General features: G+C 41.7%; 4 protein-coding genes. All 4 read right to left on the bottom strand.

Translation table 11 applies throughout. The features are described from left to right. Positions 1 to 446: SOS response-associated peptidase family protein (locus tag H141_RS0119520; protein WP_019677950.1), on the bottom strand; the 446-nt coding region annotated here is incomplete at its 3' end. Positions 447 to 549: 103 nt separating this feature from the next. Continuing rightward, entirely contained in the window at positions 550 to 765 is a 216-nt protein-coding gene (locus H141_RS21975) for a GDCCVxC domain-containing (seleno)protein (protein WP_072243337.1), read from the bottom strand. Next, the gene (gene merC / locus H141_RS21350) at positions 753 to 1,142 is read right to left on the bottom strand and encodes an organomercurial transporter MerC (protein ID WP_034823179.1); all 390 of its coding nucleotides are present in this window, start codon (positions 1,140 to 1,142) and stop codon (positions 753 to 755) included. The genes H141_RS21975 and merC overlap by 13 nt, the downstream gene beginning before the upstream one ends. Before the next feature lie 65 nt (positions 1,143 to 1,207). Beyond that, positions 1,208 to 1,585 carry a MerR family transcriptional regulator gene (locus tag H141_RS0119515; protein ID WP_019677949.1) on the bottom strand — a complete coding sequence of 126 codons (378 nt, stop codon included), beginning with the start codon at positions 1,583 to 1,585 and terminating at the stop codon, positions 1,208 to 1,210. Positions 1,586 to 1,748 lie beyond the last annotated feature (163 nt).

Raw genomic sequence — 1,748 nt, 5'->3', positions numbered from 1 at the left:
AGTGCAGTTTCGCCGGTATCTTTGTTAATCCATTCCCTACAAAGGCCACCAAGTAATATAGCGCCATCTTTGGCAACCATATCGTGGTAATGCAGTGGCTTGTTGTTCACGTACTCCGTTTCGCCAAAGCCCTTAGCTGGAATAACGCATCTGCTATGACGGTATGCCTGGTAACCAGCAGAGCCCTTCACATTTAGTTTGTCATAGCGGGTGTTGAAAGAGGTGTACTTGGAAGGCTTAAAGCCGGTAGTAGATGGTTCAAGTAACAGCCACCAAGTAGCGTTATCCATTCTACGGACGCCATCTTTCTGCCTGCCAATACTGACCTGATTCGTAGCCCGAATAAACCTGCTAAATATTTGGCTCTCAGGGAACAGCTGGATCTGCAGTCCTTCACACAGTTCTCTTACGCCGGGATCGTCAATTACGTTAAGTCTGCCGCACATACAGTGATTTCAAGTTGGTGCCAAGATGGTACTAGTATGAGCTATTTAACGCATTTGGTAATGCAATGGATACTTCCGCTGTGTGCCATTAAGAGACATTCACTTAGCTCTTACAACAACTTTGGCCTTCTTGAATTGGTGGGCATTTCACTGTTCCATAAGAGCAGTATACACAACAATCGCCCTTCAAAGGCTTTAGGAGAACTTTGCAAGATTCACATTCATAATACCACTGGCAAGCGTTGGTTGACATTTCTTCGGTTTTACTGAAACCGCACTCAGGGCAAGTAATGGTAGAATTTAACTCTATACCTCGCATGTTTGCTCCTTCAAAGGTTTAACAATGTCCAATACGGACATTACAATCATCAAACAAATACCCACATAGAACAAATAAGTGCTCCAGTCATATTGCCATAGTGGATAGAGGGTTAACAAAACAGCTATAGGCCCAATAACTCCAAGAGTACCTCTCGTATGATTTTGGTTTTTATACCAGTTATACAAATTTACCAACAACGCCAAAGTTGCAAATATAGGTAACAAGGTATTTACAGCAATCCCCTCAAAGTGAGAGAGAAAGCCTAATCCCAATGCTGATGCTAATGAACCGAGAGCAGGGAAACACCCCGTACAACTGAGGGCTGCAAGCCAAACACCACCTGAGCCAACTTTATCTAAAATCTTATTAATCATTTTTAACGTCTAACATTATTTGAATGACTTGAGTGTAAACTCCGTAGATAGGTACGGAGTCAATGCTATTTTAGCGAATCGATTATTGGGCAGTGAGATTGGTCGTTATTGTTGCGGCATGAATTAGTCATTTCTTTTATGACGACTTCTAAGCGTTGAAGGTCAGCTATCTTACTTTGAATTAAGCTCAGTTTCTGCAAACCTAGAGATTCAACTTTGGCACAATCGCCATCCATTGACATCAAAGACGCTACTTCCTTTAGAGTAAAGCCAAGTGCTTTAGCCTTACAAATGAATTGTAATTGCTTGGTGATTGAGTCGTCATACACCCGATAACCATTTTGAGGTTTTTGGGGCTGCTTTATTAGGCCTTCTCGCTCATAAAACCGTATAGTTTCTACGCCTAAATCAAGTTCTTTAGCCAACTTACCTATCGTTTTCATCGTATAACCACAAAATCAGCCTACTTCATGACATTAGTATATCAATACGATGTAAAATTTCTCGAACTACTAGGGCCTGTTGATCTTTGCTGTTCATAATTTAGCCAACCCACATTGGCAGCCATATAAGGCAGCAAGCCAAGGCCAGTGTACTTGCATAATT

The sequence above is a fragment of the Arsukibacterium perlucidum DSM 18276 genome (genome assembly GCF_000382165.1).
Classification (GTDB): Bacteria; Pseudomonadota; Gammaproteobacteria; order Enterobacterales; family Alteromonadaceae; genus Alishewanella; species Alishewanella perlucidum.
Note: the sequence above shows the minus strand (reverse complement) of the source record. Positions and strands in the feature narration are given on the sequence as shown.

Coding starts and splice junctions, on each gene's coding strand:
- H141_RS0119515 (WP_019677949.1), bottom strand. CDS start 1,585: ATGAAAACGATAGGTAAGTTGGCTAAAGAACTTGATTTAGGCGTAGAA.
- merC (WP_034823179.1), bottom strand. CDS start 1,142: ATGATTAATAAGATTTTAGATAAAGTTGGCTCAGGTGGTGTTTGGCTT.
- H141_RS21975 (WP_072243337.1), bottom strand. CDS start 765: ATGCGAGGTATAGAGTTAAATTCTACCATTACTTGCCCTGAGTGCGGT.